37 protein-coding genes are annotated in these 24537 nt (G+C 36.9%); 2 read left to right on the top strand and 35 right to left on the bottom strand.

Going from position 1 to position 24537, the window contains the following annotated elements; genetic code table 11:
* The first annotated feature begins 141 nt into the window (after positions 1–141).
* Positions 142–648 (top strand): response regulator, encoded by a 507-nt coding sequence (locus BXY64_RS03605; protein ID WP_170150566.1) that lies wholly within the window; start codon positions 142–144, stop codon positions 646–648.
* Positions 649–715: 67 nt separating this feature from the next.
* Here BXY64_RS03605 and eno read toward each other — a convergent pair whose 3' ends face one another.
* The 34 genes from eno to rpsL all read right to left on the bottom strand — a co-directional run bounded on the left by eno (position 716) and on the right by rpsL (position 20200).
* The gene (eno, locus tag BXY64_RS03600) at positions 716–1999 is read right to left on the bottom strand and encodes a phosphopyruvate hydratase (RefSeq protein ID WP_120238572.1); all 1284 of its coding nucleotides are present in this window, start codon (positions 1997–1999) and stop codon (positions 716–718) included.
* Between the two features lie 202 nt (positions 2000–2201).
* Entirely contained in the window at positions 2202–2708 is a 507-nt protein-coding gene (gene rplQ, locus BXY64_RS03595; RefSeq protein WP_110361007.1) for a 50S ribosomal protein L17, read from the bottom strand.
* 6 nt (positions 2709–2714) lie between these two features.
* Positions 2715–3707, bottom strand: a complete 993-nt coding sequence (locus BXY64_RS03590; RefSeq protein ID WP_110361008.1) for a DNA-directed RNA polymerase subunit alpha — start codon at positions 3705–3707, stop codon at positions 2715–2717.
* Positions 3708–3728: 21 nt separating this feature from the next.
* Positions 3729–4337, bottom strand: a complete 609-nt coding sequence (gene rpsD, locus BXY64_RS03585; RefSeq protein ID WP_110361009.1) for a 30S ribosomal protein S4 — start codon at positions 4335–4337, stop codon at positions 3729–3731.
* 143 nt (positions 4338–4480) lie between these two features.
* Positions 4481–4870, bottom strand: coding sequence for a 30S ribosomal protein S11 (gene rpsK, locus BXY64_RS03580; RefSeq protein WP_110361010.1), 390 nt, complete (start codon positions 4868–4870; stop codon positions 4481–4483).
* 10 nt (positions 4871–4880) lie between these two features.
* Positions 4881–5258, bottom strand: a complete 378-nt coding sequence (gene rpsM, locus BXY64_RS03575; protein ID WP_120238571.1) for a 30S ribosomal protein S13 — start codon at positions 5256–5258, stop codon at positions 4881–4883.
* A gap of 36 nt (positions 5259–5294) precedes the next feature.
* On the bottom strand, positions 5295–5411 hold the full coding sequence (gene ykgO, locus BXY64_RS03570) for a type B 50S ribosomal protein L36 (protein WP_054714088.1): 117 nt from the start codon (positions 5409–5411) through the stop codon (positions 5295–5297).
* Positions 5412–5422: 11 nt separating this feature from the next.
* The gene (gene infA, locus BXY64_RS03565; RefSeq protein WP_054714084.1) at positions 5423–5644 is read right to left on the bottom strand and encodes a translation initiation factor IF-1; all 222 of its coding nucleotides are present in this window, start codon (positions 5642–5644) and stop codon (positions 5423–5425) included.
* 23 nt (positions 5645–5667) lie between these two features.
* Positions 5668–6429, bottom strand: a complete 762-nt coding sequence (map, locus tag BXY64_RS03560; RefSeq protein ID WP_120238570.1) for a type I methionyl aminopeptidase — start codon at positions 6427–6429, stop codon at positions 5668–5670.
* Between the two features lie 21 nt (positions 6430–6450).
* A complete protein-coding gene (gene secY / locus BXY64_RS03555; protein ID WP_120238569.1) occupies positions 6451–7803 on the bottom strand; it encodes a preprotein translocase subunit SecY in 1353 nt (450 codons plus the stop codon).
* Positions 7804–7811: 8 nt separating this feature from the next.
* Positions 7812–8258, bottom strand: coding sequence for a 50S ribosomal protein L15 (rplO, locus tag BXY64_RS03550; RefSeq protein ID WP_120238568.1), 447 nt, complete (start codon positions 8256–8258; stop codon positions 7812–7814).
* Positions 8259–8287: 29 nt separating this feature from the next.
* The gene (gene rpmD / locus BXY64_RS03545; RefSeq protein ID WP_054714072.1) at positions 8288–8464 is read right to left on the bottom strand and encodes a 50S ribosomal protein L30; all 177 of its coding nucleotides are present in this window, start codon (positions 8462–8464) and stop codon (positions 8288–8290) included.
* Positions 8465–8474: 10 nt separating this feature from the next.
* Positions 8475–8987 carry a 30S ribosomal protein S5 gene (gene rpsE / locus BXY64_RS03540; RefSeq protein WP_054714068.1) on the bottom strand — a complete coding sequence of 171 codons (513 nt, stop codon included), beginning with the start codon at positions 8985–8987 and terminating at the stop codon, positions 8475–8477.
* A 5-nt stretch (positions 8988–8992) separates the two neighbouring features.
* Positions 8993–9349, bottom strand: a complete 357-nt coding sequence (rplR, locus tag BXY64_RS03535; protein ID WP_054714065.1) for a 50S ribosomal protein L18 — start codon at positions 9347–9349, stop codon at positions 8993–8995.
* An 18-nt stretch (positions 9350–9367) separates the two neighbouring features.
* On the bottom strand, positions 9368–9922 hold the full coding sequence (rplF, locus tag BXY64_RS03530) for a 50S ribosomal protein L6 (protein WP_120238567.1): 555 nt from the start codon (positions 9920–9922) through the stop codon (positions 9368–9370).
* Between the two features lie 16 nt (positions 9923–9938).
* Entirely contained in the window at positions 9939–10334 is a 396-nt protein-coding gene (gene rpsH / locus BXY64_RS03525) for a 30S ribosomal protein S8 (protein WP_120238566.1), read from the bottom strand.
* 71 nt (positions 10335–10405) lie between these two features.
* The gene (gene rpsN / locus BXY64_RS03520) at positions 10406–10675 is read right to left on the bottom strand and encodes a 30S ribosomal protein S14 (RefSeq protein ID WP_110361018.1); all 270 of its coding nucleotides are present in this window, start codon (positions 10673–10675) and stop codon (positions 10406–10408) included.
* Positions 10676–10679: 4 nt separating this feature from the next.
* Positions 10680–11234, bottom strand: a complete 555-nt coding sequence (rplE, locus tag BXY64_RS03515; RefSeq protein WP_120238565.1) for a 50S ribosomal protein L5 — start codon at positions 11232–11234, stop codon at positions 10680–10682.
* The gene (gene rplX, locus BXY64_RS03510) at positions 11234–11551 is read right to left on the bottom strand and encodes a 50S ribosomal protein L24 (protein ID WP_110361020.1); all 318 of its coding nucleotides are present in this window, start codon (positions 11549–11551) and stop codon (positions 11234–11236) included. The genes rplE and rplX overlap by 1 nt, the downstream gene beginning before the upstream one ends.
* A 19-nt stretch (positions 11552–11570) precedes the next feature.
* Complete coding sequence (rplN, locus tag BXY64_RS03505; RefSeq protein WP_120238564.1) at positions 11571–11936, bottom strand: 50S ribosomal protein L14; 366 nt, start codon at positions 11934–11936, stop codon at positions 11571–11573.
* 2 nt (positions 11937–11938) lie between these two features.
* Positions 11939–12193, bottom strand: a complete 255-nt coding sequence (gene rpsQ / locus BXY64_RS03500; protein ID WP_054714042.1) for a 30S ribosomal protein S17 — start codon at positions 12191–12193, stop codon at positions 11939–11941.
* 7 nt (positions 12194–12200) lie between these two features.
* A complete protein-coding gene (rpmC, locus tag BXY64_RS03495) occupies positions 12201–12398 on the bottom strand; it encodes a 50S ribosomal protein L29 (RefSeq protein ID WP_054714037.1) in 198 nt (65 codons plus the stop codon).
* 2 nt (positions 12399–12400) lie between these two features.
* Positions 12401–12832 carry a 50S ribosomal protein L16 gene (gene rplP / locus BXY64_RS03490; protein WP_110361022.1) on the bottom strand — a complete coding sequence of 144 codons (432 nt, stop codon included), beginning with the start codon at positions 12830–12832 and terminating at the stop codon, positions 12401–12403.
* A 26-nt stretch (positions 12833–12858) separates the two neighbouring features.
* Positions 12859–13569 (bottom strand): 30S ribosomal protein S3, encoded by a 711-nt coding sequence (gene rpsC, locus BXY64_RS03485; protein ID WP_110361023.1) that lies wholly within the window; start codon positions 13567–13569, stop codon positions 12859–12861.
* 5 nt (positions 13570–13574) lie between these two features.
* Positions 13575–13988 (bottom strand): 50S ribosomal protein L22, encoded by a 414-nt coding sequence (gene rplV, locus BXY64_RS03480; RefSeq protein WP_120238563.1) that lies wholly within the window; start codon positions 13986–13988, stop codon positions 13575–13577.
* A 37-nt stretch (positions 13989–14025) separates the two neighbouring features.
* Entirely contained in the window at positions 14026–14295 is a 270-nt protein-coding gene (gene rpsS / locus BXY64_RS03475; RefSeq protein ID WP_110361025.1) for a 30S ribosomal protein S19, read from the bottom strand.
* 19 nt (positions 14296–14314) lie between these two features.
* The gene (rplB, locus tag BXY64_RS03470) at positions 14315–15139 is read right to left on the bottom strand and encodes a 50S ribosomal protein L2 (protein WP_110361026.1); all 825 of its coding nucleotides are present in this window, start codon (positions 15137–15139) and stop codon (positions 14315–14317) included.
* A 7-nt stretch (positions 15140–15146) separates the two neighbouring features.
* A complete protein-coding gene (gene rplW / locus BXY64_RS03465; RefSeq protein WP_120238562.1) occupies positions 15147–15437 on the bottom strand; it encodes a 50S ribosomal protein L23 in 291 nt (96 codons plus the stop codon).
* Between the two features lie 10 nt (positions 15438–15447).
* Positions 15448–16080 carry a 50S ribosomal protein L4 gene (gene rplD / locus BXY64_RS03460; RefSeq protein WP_120238561.1) on the bottom strand — a complete coding sequence of 211 codons (633 nt, stop codon included), beginning with the start codon at positions 16078–16080 and terminating at the stop codon, positions 15448–15450.
* On the bottom strand, positions 16080–16697 hold the full coding sequence (rplC, locus tag BXY64_RS03455; RefSeq protein WP_120238560.1) for a 50S ribosomal protein L3: 618 nt from the start codon (positions 16695–16697) through the stop codon (positions 16080–16082). Before rplC ends, rplD begins: the two co-directional genes overlap by 1 nt.
* A 37-nt stretch (positions 16698–16734) precedes the next feature.
* Complete coding sequence (rpsJ, locus tag BXY64_RS03450) at positions 16735–17040, bottom strand: 30S ribosomal protein S10 (protein ID WP_120238559.1); 306 nt, start codon at positions 17038–17040, stop codon at positions 16735–16737.
* A 28-nt stretch (positions 17041–17068) separates the two neighbouring features.
* Positions 17069–19183: an elongation factor G gene (fusA, locus tag BXY64_RS03445; RefSeq protein ID WP_120238558.1), complete on the bottom strand. Its 2115-nt coding sequence runs from the start codon at positions 19181–19183 to the stop codon at positions 17069–17071.
* Between the two features lie 36 nt (positions 19184–19219).
* Positions 19220–19696, bottom strand: a complete 477-nt coding sequence (rpsG, locus tag BXY64_RS03440; RefSeq protein ID WP_120238557.1) for a 30S ribosomal protein S7 — start codon at positions 19694–19696, stop codon at positions 19220–19222.
* 126 nt (positions 19697–19822) lie between these two features.
* Entirely contained in the window at positions 19823–20200 is a 378-nt protein-coding gene (gene rpsL / locus BXY64_RS03435) for a 30S ribosomal protein S12 (protein WP_054714004.1), read from the bottom strand.
* 409 nt (positions 20201–20609) lie between these two features.
* Here rpsL and BXY64_RS03430 point away from each other — a divergent pair, with 409 nt between their 5' ends.
* Positions 20610–22766, top strand: a complete 2157-nt coding sequence (locus BXY64_RS03430) for an elongation factor G (RefSeq protein WP_120238556.1) — start codon at positions 20610–20612, stop codon at positions 22764–22766.
* Positions 22767–22976: 210 nt separating this feature from the next.
* Here BXY64_RS03430 and BXY64_RS03425 read toward each other — a convergent pair whose 3' ends face one another.
* A complete protein-coding gene (locus tag BXY64_RS03425; RefSeq protein ID WP_120238555.1) occupies positions 22977–24329 on the bottom strand; it encodes a gliding motility-associated C-terminal domain-containing protein in 1353 nt (450 codons plus the stop codon).
* Between the last annotated feature and the right edge of the window lie 208 nt (positions 24330–24537).

The raw sequence follows: 24537 nt of genomic DNA, 5'->3' as shown, positions 1-24537 counted from the left end.
TGATTAGCATGCAATACATTAAGAATTAATACAGAAAACAAAAGTGTTTTATGTTGATTAATTTAAGAGAACTATTTTTTAATTGTACATTAATTTTTCTATTTTTAAATATTAATCATTGGGATATATGATATGCAAAAAATGGTAAATGAAAGACTAGCTGCACTGCTTGAAGAAATAGGCATTGAGACTAAAAGGAAGATATATTGGGAAGAGAGTATCGAATCGATTCAAATCGTTAAAACTCATCCTAACAAAACTGATAAAGACATTAAAGATGTAAAAGTTTTGTTGGTTGAAGATCAGCCAAGCAATAGAAAAACTCTTGAGGTATATTTGAAAAACAAGGTAGGTAGAGTTGATATTGCTGAAAACGGAAAGCAGGCCGTAGAAAAATTTAAGGAAGAAGAATACGACATTATCCTAATGGATTTGCAGATGCCTATTATGGGTGGTATTGAAGCTTCTTTACGGATTCGAAAAATTGAGGAAGACCGAGAAGTTGAAAGACCAACTCCGATAATTGCCTTTACTGCCAATTATTATTCTGATGATAAGGATATATCGGTAGAAATAGGAATGGATGTATATTTGTCGAAACCATTCCAATGCAAGACCATTTATGAGCTAATTCAAGAGTATGTTTAAACTCTAAATATTTGAAATAAAAAAAGGGATCCAATTGGATCCCTTTTTTTATATATACTTAATTGGATTAGCATCCGAATTTAGCGTTAGCTCCCAATTCTTCTTCGATACGAAGTAATTGGTTGTACTTAGCCATACGATCTGAACGGCTCAATGAACCAGTTTTGATCTGACCAGAGTTAGTTGCTACTGCGATATCAGCAATAGTAGCATCTTCAGTTTCACCTGAACGGTGAGAAGTTACTGAAGTATAACCTGCACGGTGAGCCATTTCAATTGCATTCAAAGTCTCAGTTAAAGTACCAATCTGGTTTACTTTAATCAAGATTGAGTTTGCAGCTTTCAACTCGATACCTTTTGCTAAGTAATCAACGTTAGTTACGAATAAATCGTCACCTACGATCTGACACTTATCACCGATCTTAGCGTTCAAAGCAACCCATCCGTTCCAGTCACCTTCGTCCATACCGTCCTCGATAGAATCGATTGGGTACTTAGCGATCAACTCAGCTAGGTAAGCAGCTTGTTCTTCAGAATTTCTTTTAGCTCCGTTTGGCTCAAAAATGCTATAATCATATACACCATCTTTGAAGAATTCAGAAGCAGCACAGTCCATAGCGATAGAAACATCACCACCATCTTCTTTACGACCTGGCTTGTAACCTGCGTTTTTAATAGCAGTAAGAATGCACTCGATAGCCTCTTCAGTACCACCTAACATTGGAGCGAAACCACCTTCGTCACCTACAGCAGTAGAAAGACCTTTTCCTTTTAAAACTTTAGCAAGAGCGTGGAATACTTCAGCACCCATTCTTAAAGCTTCGCGGAATGAAGGAGCACCAATAGGACGAATCATGAACTCCTGAAATGCGATAGTAGCATCAGAGTGAGATCCACCATTGATGATGTTCATCATTGGAACAGGAAGTACGTTAGCGTTAGTACCACCAATGTAACGATACAAAGGCATACCTGAATAATCAGCAGCAGCTTTAGCAACAGCCAAAGAAACACCTAACATAGCGTTAGCACCTAATTTCGACTTAGTTTTAGTTCCGTCTAGCTCTAACATTGCAGTATCGATAGCAACCTGATCAGTAGCATCCATTCCTACTAAAGCTTCAGAAATAACAGTGTTTACGTTTTCAACAGCTTTTAAAACACCTTTACCTAAGTAACGAGCTTTATCACCATCACGAAGCTCTAATGCTTCATTTTCACCAGTTGAAGCTCCTGAAGGAACACCAGCACGTCCCATAACGCCACTTGCAAGAGTTACTTCTACTTCGATAGTTGGGTTTCCACGTGAGTCTAGAATCTCACGACCGTGAATCTTTACAATTTCAGACATAACTTACGTATTAAATAATTATAATAGCAAATAATTTTAACTTCTTAATTTTCAACCCTAAATTTCGACATTTTCAAGCAAATTATAATGGTTTTTGCATATAAAACATACCAAGAATCTACGCAAACGTTACAAAAATCTTTAGGGCATTAAAAAAGGGATAAAGCCAAACTTTATCCCTTTAGTATTATTTAAAGGTAGACTATTCTTCTCCCTTTTCTTCTTTTGGTTCAGTAGCCTCTTCAGCCTTAGCTTCAACCGCAGTTTCTTCTGCCTTAGCAGCAGATTTTCCACCACGTCTTCTTCTAGTAGACTTTTTAGCTTCTGCTTTCTTCTCAGTTGTGTAAGTTTCGTTGAAATCAACTAATTCTACAATACACATCTCAGCATTATCACCTAAACGGTTACCAGTTTTTAAAATTCTAGTATATCCACCGTTTCTGTTAGTAATTTTTGGAGATACTTCTCTGAACAATTCAGTAACAGCTTCTTTTTGTTTTAAGTAGCTAAATACAATACGTCTTGAGTGAGTAGTATCGTTTTTACTTTTGGTGATCAATGGCTCAACATACATTTTTAAAGCTTTAGCTTTAGCAGTAGTAGTTGAGATTCTTTTATGCAAAATCAAGGAAGAAGCCATATTTGCAAGCATAGCTTTTCTATGAGCTGTCTTTCTTCCTAAGTGATTAAATTTCTTTCTATGTCTCATTTTACCTTATTCCTTATCTAATTTGTACTTAGAAATATCCATACCGAAAGTAAGATTCAATGATACTAATAGATCATCTAATTCGGTTAGAGATTTCTTACCAAAGTTTCTAAATTTAAGAAGATCGTTTCTGTTGTACTGTACTAAGTCTCCTAAAGTATCAACGTCGGCAGCTTTCAAACAGTTCAAAGCACGAACTGAAAGATCCATGTCAACCAATTTGGTCTTCAATAACTGACGCATGTGTAATACCTCTTCATCAAACTCTTCGTTTGCAAATTTCTCATCAGAATCAAGAGTGATCTTTTCATCTGAGAATAGCATGAAGTGATAAATAAGAATTTTAGCAGCTTCTTTCAACGCATCCTTAGGGTGAATAGAACCATCGGTAGTAATCTCGAAAATTAACTTTTCGTAGTCAGTTTTCTGTTCTACACGGTAGTTTTCAACTTCGTATTTTACATTCTTAATAGGAGTGTAAATAGAGTCGATTGGAATTACACCAAATTCAGCATCAACAGGTTTGTTCTCAACAGAAGGTACATAACCTCGACCTTTATTAATAGTTAAATCTAACTGCAATTTAGCAGAGCTATCCATTCTGCAAATTACAAGCTCCGGATTTAACACTTCGAAACCGGTAAGGAACTTGTTAATATCGCCTGCTGTAAAAGTTTCCTGATCTGAAATGGTAACAGTTACCAATTCATTGTCCACTTCCTCAACTCTTTGTTTAAACCGTACCTGCTTCAAGTTCAGGACCATCTCAGTTACATCTTCGATAACTCCTGGAATAGTTGAAAACTCATGGTCAACTCCCTGAATCTTGATAGTTGTAATAGCGAAACCCTCAAGAGAAGAAAGAAGAATTCTTCTTAATGCGTTACCTATTGTAATACCATATCCAGGCTCTAATGGACGAAATTCGAATTTTCCGAATCTATCGTCTGCGTCGAGCATGATAACTTTGTCCGGTTTTTGGAAAGCTAAAATTGCCATAAATTACTTATTAACTATTTATTACTTAGAATACAATTCAACGATTAACTGTTCCTTGATATTTTCAGGAATTTCTGTTCTTTCAGGTACGTTAAGAAACTTACCGCTAAGAGAGGTTTGATCCCATTCCAACCAAGATGCTTGGTTATATCTGGCAGTTGATAAAGAATCGGTAATAACTTCTAAAGATTTCGATTTTTCACGAATTCCAATAATATCTCCGGTTTTTACCGAGTAAGAAGGAATGTTACAGATCTGTCCGTTTACTGTTACGTGCTTATGGCTAACCAACTGACGTGCAGCTGATCTTGTTGGAGCAACACCTAATCTGTAAACTACATTATCTAAACGACATTCAAGAAGTTGTAACAAAACTTCACCGGTAATACCTTTACTTCTTGCGGCCTTTTTAAATAAGTTCGAGAATTGTTTCTCCAATACACCGTAAGTGTATTTCGCTTTTTGCTTTTCTTTCAATTGTACCCCGTACTCAGACATCTTTTTTCTACGACGGCTGTTACCGTGCTGTCCTGGAGGGTAATTTTTATTTTCAAATGCTTTATCAGGTCCAAAAATTGGCTCACCAAATTTTCTAGCAATTTTTGACTTTGGTCCTATATATCTAGCCATGTTATTTAAAATTTAAATTTTTCTAATAAAAGAAACTTTGCTTACTCGGTTTCAACTACAAAAGTGCCGCGTTTTTTTTTGAGAGGATTCAAAAAAAATAGTTCAAACACCTAGCTTGCATTTTTTATTAAACCTTATACTTATTAAACTCTACGTCTCTTAGGAGGACGACATCCGTTGTGTGGAAGTGGTGTAACATCTACAATTTCAGAAATATCAATTCCACATGCATTGATTGCACGAATTGCAGATTCACGTCCGTTACCTGGACCTTTAACAAATACTTTTACTTTTCTCAACCCTAAATCGTGAGCTACTTTTCCACAATCTGTTGCAGCTTGCTGAGCAGCGTAAGGAGTGTTCTTTTTAGAACCTCTAAAGCCCATTTTACCAGCTGAAGACCATGAAATAACTTGTCCGTTATTATTGGTTAAAGAGATGATAATATTGTTAAACGATGAATGGATATGAGCCTGACCTACAGCCTCAATCTTCACAACTTTTTTCTTTACTGATGTTGACTTCTTTGCCATAACTTAACAATTATTTAGTCGCTTTCTTTTTGTTTGCAACTGTTTTTCTTTTACCTTTTCTGGTACGTGAGTTGTTTTTGGTTTTTTGTCCACGCAATGGTAAACCAATACGGTGACGAACACCACGATAACAACCAATATCCATCAAACGCTTAATATTCAGTTGAGTTAAAGAACGCAACTCCCCTTCAACCTTAAAGCTTGCATTAATCGCCTGACGAATCTTAGCAGATTCTTCATCTGTCCAGTCTTTTACCTTAGTATCATACGCTACACCAGCTTCGTCCAAAATCTGACAAGCGGCGCTACGACCAATACCGAAGATATAAGTCAAGCTAATTACACCTCTTTTGTTTTGAGGCAGATCAACTCCAACAATTCTAGCCATAAATTAAATATTTATCTTATTATAAAATTAATCAAATTATCCCTGACGTTGCTTGAACTTAGGATTCTTTTTATTAATCACATACAAACGTCCTTTTCTTCTTACGATTTTACAATCTTCAGAACGTTTCTTTACAGATGCTCTTACTTTCATTTTTATCGAGTTTAATTTTTGTATCTAAAAGTAATGCGCCCTTTAGTAAGATCGTATGGTGACATTTCTACTTTCACTTTATCACCTGGTAAGATCTTAATGTAGTGCATTCTCATTTTACCGGAAATGTGCGCTGTAATCACATGACCGTTTTCAAGTTCTACACGAAACATAGCATTTGATAATGCTTCGGTAATAGTACCGTCTTGTTCTATTGAAGGCTGTTTAGCCATAAGCTCTTTATATTTTATTAGTTTTATTCTTCAATAAATTCAAAACCGGACAGGATTTGAGCCTTTCCCTTACGAACAACAATTGTATGTTCGAAATGTGCGGATGCTTGTCCATCGGCCGTTACAATTGTCCATCCATCATCTTCCTGATAAATATCTCGCTTACCAAGATTTATCATGGGTTCAATTGCAAGTACTAATCCGTCTCTCAATTTTAATCCTCGTCCTTGTCTTCCATAATTCGGAACCTGAGGATCTTCATGAAGACTTTTTCCTATTCCGTGCCCTACCATTTCTCGAACAACCGAGTAATCATTCTTCTCAGCATGCTTTTGAATGGCAAAACCGATATCTCTTAGATGATTACCTTCGACAGCTTTTTCTATTCCTTTATAAAGAGCTTCTTTGGTAACCTTCAACAATTGTTGAACTTCCGGCTTCACTGTTCCAACAGAAAAAGTGTATGCCGAATCGCCATAAAAGCCATTCAACAAAACACCACAATCACAGGATACAATATCGCCTTCTTTCAACTCATAGGAAGATGGAACTCCATGAACAACCTGATTATTAATTGAAATACACAGGGTGTTTGGGAATCCATCGTAACCAAGAAACGCAGGCTTTGCACCATTGTCTCTTATGTACTCCTCTGCAATTTTATCTAAGCATAAGGTCGAAATACCTGGAGCTATGGCCTTAGATATCTCACCTAAGGTCCTAGCCACCAGATTATTACTTTTAGACATTAAGTCTATTTCTTCCTCTGTCTTATAAAAAATCACTGCAAAGAAAGCAAAAATATTTTAATAAGCAGCAGCTCCTCCAGGAGTTTTACCTTTTATTCTACCAGACTTCATCAATCCGTCGTAATGACGCATTAATAAGTGAGACTCAATTTGCTGTAGAGTATCAAGCACTACACCAACCAAAATCAACAATGAAGTACCACCGTAAAATTGTGCAAACTCGTTATTCACTCCAGCAATCATTGCAAAAGCAGGTAAGATTGCTACTAAACCTAAAAAGATTGATCCAGGTAAAGTAATACGTGACATTACAGTATCAAGAAAATCTATAGTTTTCTTTCCTGGTTTAATACCTGGAATAAAACCACCATTTTTCTTCATATCCTCAGCCATTTGCGTAGGATTTACTGTAATTGCAGTATAGAAGTATGTGAATAAAACGATCATTACAAAGAACAGTGCATTGTAATAAAATCCAGTAAAATTTGATAAAGCTGCAGCTACGCTGGTTAACCAACCTGAACCATCAGAGCTACCATAGCTTACCGCTGCCATTGGCAGAAACATAATTGCCTGAGCAAAAATGATCGGCATTACCCCAGCTGCATTCACTTTTAAAGGAATGTACTGACGAACTCCTCCGTATTGTTTGTTACCAACGATTCTTTTAGCATATTGTACAGGTATCTTTCTTGTTCCTTGTACCAACAAAATTGTTAGTGCAAAAATGATGAATAGTACAACAATTTCAAGAACCAAAACGATTAAACCACCGCCGTGTCCTTCAATTCTTGATCCCAATTCAGCAATGAACGAGAATGGTAATCTTGCAATAATACCGATCATGATGATAATTGAGATACCATTACCGATTCCTTTATCAGTAATTTTTTCACCCAACCACATAATGAACATTGATCCTGCAGCAAGAATTACCACAGAAGATACCGTAAAGAATGTACCTTTTAAAATAAAGGCTGCTTCAGGCAATGTTGTATGTAAGTTTAATAAATATCCTGGCGCTTGAAGAACAAGGATAATAACGGTTAGGTAACGTGTGATCTGATTGATTTTTCTACGTCCACTTTCTCCTTCACGTTGTAATCTTTGGAAATAAGGAACCGCAATTCCCATTAATTGGATTACAATTGAGGCAGAAATGTATGGCATGATACCGAGAGCAAATATCGAGGCGTTAGCAAACGCACCTCCCGAAAACATGTTCAACAATCCTAAAACCCCATCCGCTGTTTGAGATTTTAACGCGTCCAAATGTGCCGGGTCAATACCTGGCAAAACCACCTTAGCACCTAAACGGTACACTAAAAGAAGACCAATTGTAGTTAAGATACGAGATCTTAAATCTTCAATCTTCCAGATGTTCTTCAATGTTTCTATTAAACCTTTCATATTTAATCTTACAATTTAACAACTGTTCCTTCTACTGCTTCAATCGCTGCTTGAGCAGATTTCGAGAATGCATGAGCTTTTACTTCTAACTTAGCAGTAATTGTACCATTACCTAAAATCTTTACGTTATCGTTCTTTGATGCTAAACCAGCATTTACTAAAACTTCTACGTCAATAACTGTAATGTTATTCTTTTCTGCTAAGGCTTGTAAAACTTCAACATTAATAGCTTTATATTCTTTTCTGTTGATGTTCTTAAATCCAAACTTAGGAACTCTTCGTTGCAAAGGCATTTGACCCCCTTCGAAACCAACTTTTTTAGAGTATCCAGATCTTGACTTCGCACCTTTATGTCCTCTTGTTGAGGTACCGCCTCTACCTGATCCTTGACCGCGACCGATTCTCTTGTTAGATTTAATCGATCCTGCAGCGGGTTTTAAGTTACTTAAGTCCATATCTATTTATTACTAAATATTTACAATGATTATTCTTCTACGGAAACCAAGTGTTGTACTTTAGCCACCATACCTTTAATTTGAGGTGTAGCTTCATGTTCAACAGTAGCATTGATTTTATTCAAACCTAATGCTTCCAAGGTTTTTTTCTGGCGATCGGTACTACCGATTTTGCTCTTGATTTGAGTAATTTTAATCTTAGCCATTTTCCTTAAATTATCCGTTAAACACTTTATCTAATGAAACACCTCTGTGCTCAGCAACAGTATGAGCATCTCTCAATTCAGCTAGTGCATTGAAAGTAGCTTTTACAAGGTTGTGAGGGTTTGATGAACCTTTTGATTTAGCAAGTACGTCGGTTACCCCAACACTCTCTAATACGGCACGCATCGCACCACCGGCTTTAACCCCGGTACCGTGAGAAGCAGGCTTAATGAAAACCTGTGCTCCGCCATATCTAGATAATTGTTCGTGAGGAATAGTTCCTTTGTAAACAGGTACTTTAATCAAATTTTTCTTAGCTGCTTCTACTCCTTTTGCAATAGCAGTGGTAACCTCGTTTGCTTTACCAAGTCCCCATCCTACTAATCCATTCTCGTTTCCTACAACAACAATTGCAGAGAAACTAAAAGTTCTACCACCTTTTGTTACTTTAGTAACACGATTAATAGCAACCAGTCTGTCTTTCAATTCTGCGTCGCTGGTCTTAACGTTTTTGATATCTGCCATAATTATTAAAATTTAAGGCCACCTTTACGAGCAGCGTCCGCTAATGATTTAACTCTACCATGGTATAAGTAACCATTTCTATCGAAAACAACACTAGAGATACCTGCAGCAGTTGCTTTTTCAGCAATTGCTTGTCCTACTAGTTCAGCTTGTTCAATTTTATTTACTGATTTTTCAGCGATTTCCTTAATTAGTGAACTAGTCGCTAATAAAGTTTTTCCTGAAAGATCGTCGATCAATTGTACTGAAATCTGCTTATTTGAACGAAAAACTGACATTCTTGGTCTTTCAGCAGTTCCAGAAACAGACTTACGAATTCTTCTTTTAATTCTTAGTCTTCTTTCTTGCTTAGTTAAAGCCATAATTTACTGTTTTAGAAATTATTTACCTGCAGATTTACCAGCTTTTCTTCTAAGCTGTTCTCCAACAAATTTAATACCTTTACCTTTATATGGCTCAGGTTTTCTGAATGATCTGATTTTAGCAGCTACCTGCCCTACAAGGTGCTTATCGCAACTCTCAAGAGTGATAATTGGGTTAGCACGCTTTTCGGTAACAGCAGTTACTTTAACCTCAGGAGCAATTTCCATGTGGATCAAGTGAGAGTAACCTAAAGCTAATTCCAAAAGTTGACCTTTTGAAGTTGCACGGTAACCTACACCCACTAATTCTTGCTCAATCTTATAACCTTCAGTAACACCGATAACCATGTTATTCATCAATGAACGATATAAACCGTGCATTGCTTTGTGTCTTTTCTGGTCAGAAGGACGTTCAAGAACGATTTTACCTTCTTCTACAGAAACTTTGATTTCGGCATCAATTTGTTGTGTTAATTCACCTTTAGGTCCTTTAACAACTACTGAATTATCTTTATTTACCGTTACGCTTACTCCGGCAGGCAAATTGATAGGTAATTTTCCAATTCGTGACATTTCTAATCCTCCTTAATTAATAAACGTAACACAATATTTCACCACCAACATGCTTCTGACGAGCTTCCTTGTCAGTCATAACTCCCTGAGAAGTAGAAAGAATCGCAATTCCCAAACCGTTAAGTACGCGAGGTAATTCTAAAGCTCCACAATATTTTCTTAAACCTGGCTTTGAAACACGCTTAAGATCTTTGATTGCTGGAATTTTGGTTTCTGGATGGTATTTCAAAGCAATTTTAATTACTCCTTGAAGTCCATCGTCTACAAATTTGTAGTTAAGGATATAACCTTTATCCTTAAGAATCTTTGTCATTTCTTTTTTCACGTTCGATGCCGGCACCTCAACAACTTTGTGATTTGCCAAGATCGCATTTCTTAAACGTGTAAGAAAATCTGCTATTGGATCTGTCATATAATAAAAAATTAAATTGATCCCGATTTCTCGGGACAATATTTAAAAAATTCTGATAAACAAAATTTTGATTACCAACTTGCCTTCTTTACACCTGGGATTAAACCAGCTGAAGCCATTTCACGGAAAGTGATACGACTAACTCCGAATTGTCTCATATAACCTTTCGGACGACCGGTTAACTTACATCTGTTGTGCAAACGAACAGGTGAAGAGTTTTTTGGCAAACGACTAAGAGCGATGTAATCGCCTTCCTCTTTAAGTTTAGCTCTTTTAGCAGCGTATTTTTCAACTAGTTTCTGACGCTTAACTTCGCGAGCTTTCATTGATTCTTTAGCCATCGTCTTATTTTTTTAGATTTTTAAATGGTAATCCAAATTCCTTCAAAAGAGCATAAGCTTCTTCGTCGGTATTCGCAGTAGTAACGAAGGTAATGTTCATACCCATGATTTTGTTTACGTTATCCAAAACAATCTCAGGGAAAATGATTTGTTCTTCGATACCTAAAGTATAGTTACCTCTACCGTCTAATTTACTCTTGATACCTTTAAAGTCACGGATACGTGGTAAAGCTACACGAACTAATTTTTCAAGAAATTCGTACATACGCTCACGACGTAAAGTTACAGTAGTACCAATTGGCATACCTTTACGTAACTTAAAGTTCGAGATATCCTTAGAAGACAAAGTCTGAACAGCTTTCTGACCAGTAATTGCAGTAAGCTCGTTTACAGAGAATTCAAGTATTTTTTTATCAGCAATCGCCGAACCAACACCTTGGTTAATTACTATCTTCGTTAATTTAGGTGCTTGCATTACAGTTTTGTAATCGAATTCCTTCATTAAAGCAGGAATGATTTCTTCTGCATACTGTTTTTTAAGAGTCGGTGTATAGCTCATTACTTAATCTCCTCCCCTGACTTTTTAGAGTATCTAACTAATTTATTGTTGTCGCCCTCTTTTCTACCAATACGGGTAGCTTTTCCTGTTGAAGGATCTTTCACATTTAAGTTTGAAATGTGAATTGAGGCTTCTTTTTTAACGATACCACCTTGAGGATTCTCAGCGTTTGGCTTGGTGTGTTTAGAAATCATGTTAACACCTTCAACGATCGCACGTTGCTTGTCAACAAGAACTTCTAATACTTTACCTTCCTGTCCTTTTGATTCCCCAGCGTTTACAATAACGGTATCACCCTTTTTAATATGTAACTTCATTGTTCTAGGTTTACAAAGATTATAAAACTTCTGGTGCTAAAGAAACGATCTTCATATCAGTTTCACGTAACTCTCTTGCAACAGGTCCAAAAATACGGGTTCCTCTCATTTCACCAGCAGTGTTCAACAAAACACATGCGTTATCATCGAAGCGAATATAAGATCCGTCTTGTCTTCTAATCTCTTTTTTGGTGCGAACAACAACTGCTTTTGTTACTGTTCCTTTTTTCATATCGGAACCGGCGATAGCGTTCTTCACGGTAACCACAATTTTATCTCCAATTGAAGCATAACGTTTTTTGGTACCGCCTAACACGCGGATACAAAGTACTTCCTTTGCTCCACTGTTATCAGCTACTAATAGTCTACTTTCTGTTTGTATCATGATTACTTAGCTCTTTCAATAATTTCCACTAATCTCCAACTCTTATTTTTACTTAAAGGTCGGGTTTCCATGATTTTTACGGTATCACCTTCATTACAGGTGTTTTCCTCATCGTGAGCAGTGAATTTTTTGGTTTTGTTCACAAATTTACCGTAAATCGGGTGTTTTTCCTTTGTGTGAACTGCAACAGTAATGGATTTTTCCATTTTGTTGCTAACCACAACCCCGATACGCTCTTTTCTAAGATTTCTTTCCATCACTTTTTTACTTTTCAGTTAATTGTCTCTGACGTAACTCTGTCATTAATTTGGCAATGTTGCGTCTCGTTTCCTTAATTTGCAAAGGATTTTCCAAAGGTGAAATAGCGTGATTTAGTCTGAAGCGAGTTAATGATGCTCTTTCGGCATCCAACTTTTCTACTATTTCCTGTGTTGTTAACTCTTTAATTTCTGAATTCTTCATGATTAATCATTTGAACTTTCAACATAATCACGTCTTACGACAAACTTTGTAGTAACAGGTAATTTTTGAGCTGCAAGACGCAATGCCTCTTTAGCTACTTCGTAAGGAACACCCTCACATTCGAATAACATTCTTCCTGGTGAAACAGGAGCAACGAATCCTTCTGGAGAACCCTTACCCTTACCCATACGTACCTCTGCAGGCTTCTTAGTGATTGGCTTATCTGGGAAAATACGAATCCAGATTTGACCTTGTCTCTGCATATATCGGGTTACTGCCACACGAGCAGCTTCAATTTGACGACCAGTAATCCACTTTTCTTCAAGTGACTTGATCCCAAAAGATCCGAATGCTAATTCAGTACCGCGACCTGCGTTACCTTTCATTCTTCCCTTTTGTTGTCTTCTAAATTTTGTCCTTTTTGGTTGTAACATCGTACTAATTCTTTAAAATTTAAAGACTACTTCTTTTTTCTTCTATTAAAACCACCTTTTCCTTTTGGACCACGGCTATCTTTCATGCCAGCGTTTGGTGTTAGATCACGTTTTCCGTAAACTTCACCTTTACAGATCCAAACTTTGATACCGATCAAACCGTAAGTAGTTAAAGCTTCAGCTTGACAATAATCGATATCAGCTCTTAAGGTATGAAGTGGGGTACGTCCTTCTTTATACATTTCAGAACGTGCCATTTCCGCTCCATTTAAACGGCCAGAAATCTGAATTTTGATTCCTTCAGCACCCATTCTCATAGTAGAAGCAATAGCCATCTTAATTGCTCTTCTGTAGGCGATACGGCCTTCAATCTGACGAGCGATGTTATTAGCAACGATTACAGCATCCATCTCTGGACGTTTAATTTCGAAGATATTAATTTGTACTTCTTTGTCTGTAATCTTCTTTAACTCTTCTTTCAACTTGTCAACTTCTTGACCACCCTTCCCGATAATGATACCAGGACGTGCAGTGTTGATAGTGATAGTGATTAATTTAAGAGTTCTTTCGATAATGATCTTAGAAATACTTGCTTTAGCTAAACGAGCATTTAGGTACTTTCTAATTTTGGTATCTTCAACAAGCTTATCGCCGTAGTTTTTTCCGCCAAACCAGTTAGAATCCCATCCTCTGATGATTCCTAGTCTATTTCCAATTGGATTTACTTTTTGTCCCATTCTAACTATTCTTTTGTATTATTGGTAGTTTTGCTATCCAACAATATAGTTACATGATTTGATCTTTTTCTAATTCTATGTGCTCTCCCTTGTGGAGCTGGTCTTAGACGCTTAAGGATTCTTGCTGAATCAACACAAATTTCTTTGATGTATAATTCATTTTCCTCAATTCTTTGACCTTCGTTCTTTGCTTGCCAGTTGGCAATCGCAGAAAGCAATAGTTTTTCTACGCGAATCGATGCTTCTTTCGGACTGAAACGAAGTACATCTAAAGCTCGGTTCACCTCCATACCTCTTACCATATCGGCAACAAGTCTCATTTTGCGAGGCGAAGTAGGAACATTTTTCAAGCTAGCAAATGCTTTGCTCTTTTTTTCCTCCTTTATTTGGTTTGCTCTTATTCTTTTTCTTGCACCCATTTTTACAAATTCAAAATGTTAATTAAAACGCTTCACGCTATTTTTTCTTCTTGTCAGCGTGACCTCTAAAAGTACGAGTTGGCGCAAATTCACCTAATTTATGACCTACCATATTTTCAGTAACATAAACTGGAATGAATTTGTTTCCGTTGTGAACGGCAACTGTGTGACCTACGAAATCCGGAGAGATCATAGAACGTCTTGACCAGGTTTTAATCACAGATTTTTTTCCTGACTCATTTTGCTCCAATACTCGTTTCTCCAATTTGAAATCGATAAAAGGGCCTTTTTTTAATGAACGACTCATAACAATCTAATTAATCAAATTACTTTTTCCTTCTTTCTACAATATACTTATTAGAAGCGTTTTTCTTAGCTCGAGTTTTGAACCCTTTAGCTAATACACCGGTTCTAGAACGTGGATGTCCACCTGAAGATTTACCTTCACCACCACCCATTGGGTGATCAACTGGATTCATTACCACACCACGAACACGAGGTCTTCTACCTAACCAACGAGTACGACCAGCTTTACCGCTTCTTTCCAACGCATGGTCAGTATTTGAAACAGTACCGATAGTTGCTTTACAAGTTACTAGGATCATTCTAACTTCTCCAGAAGGTAATTTGATCATTGCATATTTGCCTTCTCTTGAAACAAGTTGAGCATATGCACCAGCGCTACGAGCCATCACAGCACCTTGAGAGGGTCTTAATTCAATATTATGAATTATTGTACCTAATGGGATATCAGATAATGGCATTGAGTTTCCGATTTCAGGAGCTACTTTTTCTCCAGAAAGCAAAGTTTGTCCTACCTCAAGTCCGTTTGGAGCGATGATGTAACGTTTCTCACCGTCAGCATACACAAGCAATGCAATGCGTGCAGTACGGTTTGGATCGTACTCAATCGAAACAACTTTTGCAGGAACATTGTCCTTGTCTCTTTTGAAATCAATAACTCGATATCTTCTCTTGTGACCACCACCTATATATCTCATTGTCATCTTACCAGTGTTATTTCTACCACCGGTTTTCTTCATTGGTCTTAACAATGATTTCTCAGGTTTGTCTGTAGTTACCTGCTCAAAGGTATTTAGAATCTTATTTCTTTGACCAGGAGTTACAGGTTTTAATTTACGTACAGCCATTTTCTAATTAAATATTGCTATAAAAATCTATATTATCACCTTCAACTAAAGTAACGATCGCCTTTTTAAAAGACGCAGTTCTTCCCTCAATAGCACCTGCTTTTGTAAAACGGCTTTTCTTTTTACCCTGATAATTCATGGTATTAACAGATGCCACTTTAACATTGTACATTGATTCTACTGCTGCCTTAATATCGATCTTTGTCGCTCTACGATTAACAACAAAACCAAAGCGATTGAATTTTTCGCTTTGCTCAGTCATTTTCTCAGTAACGATTGGCTTAATTAAAATATCCATTTTTTTAAACTTAGTTTAGTTTAAACATTTCATCAAGTCCTTTTACAGAACTTTCTACAAACACCAAAGTTGAAGCTTTCATAATGTCATAAGTTGCAAGGTCAGAAACACGAACAACGTTAACATTCTTCAAATTACGAGAAGACAAATATATGTTTTTATTATCTTCAGATAAAACTAAAAGCACTTTTTTATCAGCTACTTTTAAGCTATTCTGAATATTAACAAATTCTTTTGTCTTAGGAGCTTCGAAATTGAAGTCTTCAACTACCATTAAAGCATCGTTTTGAGCTTTGATCGTTAAAGCAGATTTACGAGCCAACTGCTTCAGTTTTTTATTCAATTTGAAACCGTAGTTTCTTGGACGAGGACCGAATACACGTCCACCTCCTCTGAAGATAGGTGACTTAATGCTACCAGCACGTGCTGTACCAGTACCTTTTTGTTTCTTAATTTTGGCAGTACTACCAGAAATCTCAGCTCTTTCTTTCGCTTTGTGAGTTCCCTGACGTTGGTTCGCCAAAAATTGTTTAACGTCTAGGTAAATAGCATGCTCATTTGGTTCGATGCCAAAAACTGAATCATTCAATTCAATTTTTCTACCAGTATCTTCTCCAGCTGTGTTTAAAATCGCTAATTCCATTACTTCTCAATAATTACGTATGAACCTTTAGACCCTGGAAGAGATCCTTTAACTAACAATAGGTTATTCTCTTTAATAACCTTAAGTACTTGAAGATTTTGAACCTTCACGTTATCCCCACCTGTACGTCCGGCCATTCTCATGCCTTTAAATACGCGAGCTGGGTAAGATGCAGCACCAATAGAACCAGGTGCACGTAAACGGTTATGCTGACCGTGTGTCGCGCCACCTACTCCGCCAAAACCATGACGTTTTACTACCCCTTGGAAACCTTTACCTTTTGAAACTCCGCTAACATCCACATATGGAGTGCCTTCGAATAATTCAACGTCGATAATGTCTCCTAACTGGTATTCGTTTTCAAAATTTGAAAACTCTACAAGTTTTTTCTTAGGAGTTGTGTTTGCCTTTTTAAAGTGCCCATCTAGCGCCTTAGTTGTTCGCTTTTCTTTCTTTTCATCAAAAGCCAACTGAAGTGCTTCGTAACCATCAGACTCAATAGTCTTAATTTGAGTTACAACACATGGACCTGCCTCAATGACAGTGCATGGAATATTTTTTCCCTCGGCACTGTAAACGGAAGTCATTCCGATTTTTTTTCCAATTAATCCTGGCATTTCTCTTTACTTTTTAAAAATAAATCTTACTAGATTATCAAACTTTAATTTCAACTTCTACACCGCTAGGCAACTCTAGCTTCATCAAAGCATCAATTGTATTTGCAGTAGAACTGTAAATATCAATCAAACGCTTGAAAGAAGAAAGTTGAAACTGTTCTCTTGATTTCTTGTTCACGAAAGTAGAACGAAGAACAGTAAAAATTCTTTTGTGAGTTGGAAGTGGAATTGGACCGCTAACAACAGCACCTGTAGCCTTAACTGTCTTTACGATTTTCTCAGCCGACTTATCAACCAAGTTGTAATCGTAAGATTTCAGTTTAATTCTAATTTTTTGGCTCATCTTATTTAGATATTATACGATGATATAATTATAATAATTCAACTTTACCCTTGGCATTCTCAACAACCTCTTTAGCAATACCTTTAGGCACTTCTTCGAAGTGTGAGAATTCCATAGAAGAGTTTGCACGACCTGAAGACAAGGTTCTCAACACAGTTACATAACCGAATTGCTCTGCCAAAGGTACTTTAGCATTCACAACACGAGCTCCGTGCTTAGATTCCATTCCTTCAACCTGACCACGACGCTTATTCAAGTCACCGATGATATCACCCATATACTCTTCAGGAGTAATAACTTCCATCTTCATGATAGGCTCAAGAAGAACCGGATTTGCCTTAGCACAAGCTTCTTTGAAACCTTGCTTAGCAGCCATCTCAAATGATAATTGATCCGAGTCAACCGGGTGGAAAGATCCGTCAAACAACTCAACTTTTAATGTATCTACAGTGTAACCTGCCAACACACCATTTTTCATTGCATCAGTGAAACCTTTCTGAACAGAAGGAACAAATTCCTTAGGAATATTACCACCTTTAATCTGATCAACAAACTGCAATCCTTCACCTTCGAAATCTGCATCAACTGGCATCAAACGGAATTGAATATCTGCAAACTTACCACGTCCACCAGACTGCTTTTTGAATACCTGACGGTGTTCAACAGAACCTTTGATAGCTTCCTTGTAAGCAACCTGAGGTGCTCCCTGATTACACTCAACTTTAAATTCACGCTTCAAACGGTCAATAATGATATCTAAGTGAAGCTCACCCATACCTGAAATTACTGTTTGACCTGAATCTTCGTCAGTTTTAACCTGGAAAGTTGGATCCTCTTCAGCCAATTTACCAAGAGCCATACCCAATTTATCAACATCCTTCTGAGTCAATGGCTCAACAGCGATACCGATTACTGGATCTGGAAAATCCATTGATTCTAACTCGATTGGAGATTCTTTCTGACAAAGAGTATCACCAGTACGAATATCTTTAAACCCAACACAAGCACAAATATCACCAGCTTCTACCATTTCGATAGCATTCTGTTTATTTGAGTGCATTTGGTACAAACGAGAAATACGCTCTTTGTTTCCTGATCTTGTATTAAATACATATGATCCTGCCTCGATAGATCCTGAGTAAACACGAGTAAATGCTAAACGACCTACGAATGGGTCAGTAGCAATTTTAAATGCCAAAGCAGCCAATGGCTCCTCAACATCCGGCTTACGAACAACTTCTTCGTCAGTTCCTGGAACAGTACCAACAATTGCCTCTACATCAAGTGGAGATGGCATGTAAGTAATAATTGCATCCAATAAACGCTGAACACCTTTATTCTTAAATGCAGAACCACAAAGCATAGGAACAATATCCATAGAGATAGTAGCTTTACGAATAACAGCATACATTTCCTCTTCAGTAATTGAATCTGGATCCTCAAAGAATCTCTCCAATAACTCTTCGTCGTTTTCTGCAACTGCCTCTACCAATTTCTCTCTCCACTCATTTGCATCAGCAACCAAGTGATCTGGAATATCTTCCAAAGTGTAATTTGTACCATTCTCATCATCGTACCAAACGATAGCTTTCATAGTAATCAAATCGATTACACCTCTAAAGCTCTCTTCCGACCCGATTGGAATTTGAATTGGAATAGGATTAGCTCCTAATTTTTCTTTAACCTCACGTACAGCTTTGAAAAAGTCAGCACCAGAACGGTCCATCTTATTCACAAAACCCATACGAGGAACTCTATATTTATCAGCCTGTCTCCAAACTGTTTCAGACTGCGCTTCAACACCACCTACTGCACAAAAACATGCAACTGCACCATCAAGAACACGTAACGAACGCTCTACCTCTACTGTAAAGTCAACGTGACCCGGGGTATCAATAATGTTGATTTGATACTTCTTGCTGTCATAGTTCCAAAAACAAGTAGTAGCTGCAGATGTAATAGTAATACCTCTTTCCTGCTCTTGCTCCATCCAGTCCATTGTAGCTGCACCATCGTGAACCTCACCAATCTTGTGAGACACACCTGTATAATACAAGATACGCTCGGTAGTTGTTGTTTTACCGGCGTCGATGTGTGCCATGATACCAATGTTTCTGGTAAAATTTAAATCTCTCTTAGCCATTTTCTTTGTCCTCTACAAATTGCTTAAACAATTCTATTAAAATCTAAAGTGAGCGAAAGCACGGTTAGCTTCAGCCATTCTGTGAGTATCTTCTTTCTTCTTGAAAGCTCCACCTTCTTCATTGAAAGCAGCGACGATTTCTGCTGACAATTTTTCAGCCATAGACTTACCAGATCTCTTACGAGCAAAAAGAATCATATTCTTAATAGAAATAGAAACTTTTCTTTCTGGACGAATTTCCATTGGAACCTGGAAGGTAGCACCACCAACACGGCGAGACTTAACCTCTACAGCTGGAGTAATGTTCTCTAAAGCTTTTTTCCAAATCTCAAGTGGAGATTTTTCAAGCTTTTCAGTTTTCGACTTAACGATCTCTAATGAATCGTAGAAAATTTTGAACGCAAGATTCTTCTTACCGTCCATCATCAAGTCATTCACAAATCTCGTAACCAAAACATCATTAAATTTTGGATCCGGCAACAAGATTCTCTTTTTAGGTCTTGATTTTCTCATTTCTTTTAGTTTACGAGCTATTCGTATGTCAGCTGCCCAAGTGCGTCTTCAATAATCTCACGACTATTTACTCAACCAAGTGGGAACAACACATAAACTATAACTCCTACAGTTACAAACTAGGTTTTACTTTTTCTTTGGTCTCTTAGTACCATACTTAGAACGACGCTGCATACGACCTTCTACCCCTGAAGCATCAAGAGCACCACGAACAAGGTGATATCTTACCCCTGGAAGATCTTTCACACGACCACCTCTAATCAATACGATAGAGTGCTCTTGCAAATTGTGACCTTCACCTGGAATGTAAGCATTCACTTCTTTTCCGTTAGTCAATCTAACACGAGCAACTTTACGCATTGCTGAGTTAGGCTTCTTAGGTGTAGTGGTATACACACGCACGCAAACCCCTCTTCTTTGAGGACAAGAATCCAACGCTGGAGCCTTGCTCTTCTCTTGAAGCTTGGTTCTTCCTTTTCGAACTAACTGTTGAATTGTAGGCATATTAACAATTACTTTTTAATTAAATATATTTTAACAAATTGGTTTGCAAAGGTATTATTTATTTACTAAAAACAACAATCGTTATGTTGATTTTTGCAAAAATCCCCTTGAAATCAGCGCACAAAGGTAAGAAAACCCTTTTAAAAGTCAAATAGTGATCAAATAAAAAAATCATCTGATTTTAAATAAGTTCCGACTCAACTCTACATACCATAGAAAAATAGCGGGATAAAGACAAAAATACAACCAAAATTCCTGCAAGTCAATTATTTTCCACAAATTGATCTAATGCATATTGTATCTTATTAAAAAGTTAATTAATTTGGTAAGCCTTAAAACCTAAAGCCGGGCACTAACCTAACACCCGGCTTTTGATACTTATTTTATATAAACCCAAAAAAATACAATTATGAAAGTGTATCAATCAAACGAAATTAAGAACATCGCCCTCATTGGCAACGCCGGCTCGGGTAAAACTACCCTTGCCGAATCTATGTTGTTTGAAGGCGGTGTTATTACAAGACGCGGAAACGTGGAAGATAATAACACCGTTTCTGATTACAATCATGTAGAACACGAATATGGTAACTCCGTATTCTCAACGGTATTGTATACAGAATGGTTAGGAAAGAAAATCAATTTTATTGATACTCCAGGTGCCGACGACTTTTCTGGTGGTGTGATTTCTGCTTTAAATGTAACTGACACCGGCTTAATGCTTATCAATGCCCAACATGGCGTTGAGGTTGGCACTGAAATTATTGGCAGAAGAGCTGCCGCATTAAACACGCCTCTTATCTTTGTAGTGAATCAATTGGATCACGACAAAGCGAATTTTGAACAATCAATAGAATCAGCAAAGACTAATTTTGGTAGCAAAGTTTCGATTGTACAGTTTCCCGTAAACGTTGGCGTAAACTTTAACGCCGTAGTGGATGTACTTAAAATGAAAATGTACCAATGGGGTCCTGAAGGTGGAGAACCTCAAATTTTAGACATTCCTGATTCAGAAAAAGAGAAAGCTGATGAACTACACAATGAACTTGTAGAATCGGCTGCTGAGAATGATGAAGCTCTTATGGAATTGTATTTCGATAAGGGAACTCTTACCGAAGATGAAATGCGCGAAGGAATGAAAAAAGGAATGATCGCTGGTGATCTGTTCCCTGTATTCTGTATTTCAGCTAAAAAAGACATGGGCGTGCGCCGTTTAATGGAATTTATTGGCAATATCGTTCCATTCGTTACAGAAATGCCTGCTATTCCAACAGTGAGTGGAAGAGAAGCTAAATGTGACGTTAATGCTCCTACTTCACTATTTGTATTTAAAACATCAATGGAACCACATATTGGTGAGGTAAGTTATTTTAAAGTAATTTCGGGTAGTGTAAAGGAAGGTGATGATTTAACAAATATCAACAATGGCACCAAAGAAAGACTCTCGCAATTATACTTGGTTGCAGGACGAAATCGCGAAAGAGTTTCTGAACTTGTAGCAGGTGATATTGGGGCAACCGTAAAACTGAAAAACACTAAAAACAATCATACCTTAAACTGTAAGGATTGTGATTTCACATATAAAGAAATTGAATTCCCAGAACCAAAATATAGAACTGCTGTAAAAGCCAAGGAAGATGGTGATGAAGAAAGGTTAGGAGAATTGTTACATCGTATTCACGAAGAAGATCCAACAATTCTTATAGAATATTCAAAAGAGTTGAAACAAATTATACTTCACGGACAAGGTGAATTCCACATGAATACATTAAGGTGGAGATTGTTGAACAATGATAAGATGGAAATTGAATTCCTTGATCCTAAGATTCCTTATCGTGAAACTATTACCAAACTTGCTCAGGCAGATTATCGCCACAAAAAACAATCAGGGGGGTCTGGACAATTTGGTGAAGTTCATATAATTATTGAGCCTTACACTGAAGGAATGCCAGATCCAACAATGTATAATGTAAATGGCAAAGAACTTAAAGTGAATTTAAGAGGTACAGAAGAACACGAACTAGACTGGGGTGGAAAATTAGTTTTCTGTAACTGTATTGTTGGTGGAGCTATCGATACCAGATTCTTACCTGCCATACTTAAAGGGGTAATGGAAAAAATGGATGAAGGTCCATTAACCGGTTCATATGCACGTGATATTCGCGTTGTGGTTTACGATGGTAAAATGCACGCGGTAGACTCAAATGAAATTTCATTTAAACTTGCAGGTCGTCATGCATTTAGTACTGCATTTAAAAATGCTGGTCCTAAAATTCTTGAGCCAATTTATGATGTTGAAGTTTTGGTTCCTGAAGACAGAATGGGTGATGTAATGAGTGATCTTCAAACTCGTAGAGCAATGATTATGGGTATGGAAGCTGAAAAAGGATTCCAGAAGATTCTTGCTAAGGTTCCATTGAAGGAAATGAATCGTTACTCAACTTCATTAAGCTCGTTAACTGGTGGTCGTGCTCAATTCTCTATGAAATTTGATGGCTACGAAAAAGTTCCAGGAGATGTTCAGGAAGAATTACTAGCTGCTTACGAAGAAGAAACAGCTGAAGCATAATTGTATTTTTAAGTATATACCTTAAACCGTCTCAGTTCCGAGACGGTTTTTTTTAGAATAATTGTTCAATGTAATATTACAATAAAAAAGGTCTTGATCTTATAAAAGAAAGTCAAGACCTTTTTGAAAAACATCAAGACCAGATAAAAATAAAGCCCATACCTATTTCATCACAAGTCTAGACTTTTCTTTTAATAAGTCAAGTATTTATTATTTCCTTATCAGCATAAAGGAACCTTTCTTGGTATATTTTTTTTGAGGTTCTTCTCTTCCTACAGCCGTAATCACATAAAAATAGGTTCCTGGTGTAGCCATTTTCCCATTTACTTTTCCATTCCAACCATCTTCCGGATTTCTCCATTCATACAGAACTCTTCCCCATCGGTTAAAAACTATAGCATGAAAGCTTTCCAAAAACAAGGATTGAGTCTTAACTTTCCAAATGTCATTCCTACCATCGCCATTTGGGGTAAATACATTCGGAACTTGAACCAAAGAGGTATCGACCATAATTGGAGTACTTAGCATCATTTCATCAATACATTCCTCAGGTCCTTTATTAGACTTCACAATCAATTTGACTTGATACTTTCCTGGATGCTTGTAAGTAAATTCAAACGGATCTTTATCTTCAGTTGTTAAAACACCATCTGTCAATAAACGATCTTCATCATCAGTTACATCTTCAGGAACCCTTTCAGGATCCTGATACAAATACCAGTTATAATCAGTAGCGTTGATAGAGTTATTTGTAAACTTCACCTTTAGAGCAGCCTCACCTTTCTTTGGATCAACAAAAAAATCGGCTTTAACCACATAGGTATTAGATATTATTGAACTTGATGTAAATTCACAACCATATTGATCTGTTACAACCAACTGGTAAGCTTCATCTCCTTCATAGGCTTCATTATCGAAAAGGTCCTTCTCAGATCCGTCATAAGCTACAAATGGAGTCCCTTGCTTCTCCTCTCCATTTCTTTGCAGAGAAAATCTCACTCTATCATCAACCTTTACATTTATCTGGGTTGCATTTGGAACATCCTGATATTGCAAATCTTTCTTTGAAAATGAACCTGCAAAATATACCCCATCACAATTCATTCGGCTAAAAGTTAGAACCGGGTCTGCATTGCTATTATTTAAAACCCATGCAATACTTGTAACATCGGTTTCACCACTTTTAGACATTACTACCCGATATCTTCCATCTGTTAGATTTGACAATATGGAGAAACTCTGATTTGCTTCCGTAACCAAATTGATGGTAAAATCATTGACAGTGGCATCCCATTTCGTCCAGGCAAATGCCCATCCATTTGTACCATCAGGAGAATCAGCTCTCAATTCACCAACACCTGTTCCTATATTATCACAAAACACAAAAACTGAATCGTTTGCTGTGCTGGTATACTCTGTTAGAGTTCTATAACTTGCCTTCCCGGCAGATATCTGTGCATTTGCTTTCTCCATTAAAATCGCAGAAAACATTACAACAAAAGCAAAAAGAAACTTAATGGAATATCTAAAATCGGATTTGATTATCATCTTTATTTGGGACATTTAATTTAGCTTATCTTGATTTACAATATTAAAAAAAATTAAGCCGTTTTTTCCATATTAAGCAATTAATACCGATAAGTATTTAAATTTCTCAATAATTTCGCTAGGTTTATTATTGAGTTTTAAATATCTATCGGCATTATACCAAGACTGTTTTTCCTCAATAAATGGTATAACTTAAGTCTTAATTCTCAAAAAGAATTCAATA

Origin of the sequence: Marinifilum flexuosum (assembly GCF_003610555.1) — a bacterium.
GTDB classification, from domain to species: Bacteria; Bacteroidota; Bacteroidia; order Bacteroidales; family Marinifilaceae; genus Marinifilum; species Marinifilum flexuosum.
Note: the sequence above shows the minus strand (reverse complement) of the source record. Positions and strands in the feature narration are given on the sequence as shown.